The organism is Halomonas elongata, assembly GCF_029081005.1.
Taxonomy (GTDB): Bacteria; Pseudomonadota; Gammaproteobacteria; order Pseudomonadales; family Halomonadaceae; genus Halomonas; species Halomonas elongata_B.
In genome coordinates this window covers 1-445 of sequence record NZ_JAJQTQ010000097.1, presented here as the reverse complement: position 1 = coordinate 445, position 445 = coordinate 1, and the positions used below count along the sequence as shown (strand labels likewise).

General features: G+C 44.5%; 1 protein-coding gene. It reads left to right on the top strand.

Translation table 11 applies throughout. The features are described from left to right. Positions 1 to 165 precede the first annotated feature (165 nt). The coding region (locus LU493_RS19605) for a hypothetical protein (RefSeq protein ID WP_275289480.1) at positions 166 to 445 on the top strand (280 nt) is incomplete at its 3' end.

The window sequence follows — 445 nt, the reverse complement described above, 5'->3', positions numbered from 1 at the left end:
AATAGGTCCAGGGATGATCGCTACGGTTGATATTAAAACCGGAGAGAAGACAGTTATGGATTATTTGGTGAAACCATTTAATAGGGCAAAAGAAGCGCTGAGAGAAAGGTAACATCTGCTAGTTGGCTTTATGTTTGGTGAATTTTCAACGAATGGAGATTTGAGATGGCATTGAGCGATTTATTACAACAGGCTTGCTTTCAGTGCAAACCATTAAAAACGACCGCATTGCCTGCTGATTATCCTGGGTGGGTCATCTTTTTTAGCGTCAGTGACGGTAAGCAGCGTGCGCATGTCCATGTTTCGACAGCAGCCAGCTTTGATCAAGCCTGGCTAGCCGGGGCCAGAGCGCTGCAGGAGTGGCGTAAAAAGCAAGATAATGAAACCCAATGGTTACGAATTGATATTGTCGATAGCGTAGAACAGCTAACGTGGGAAAATCTAT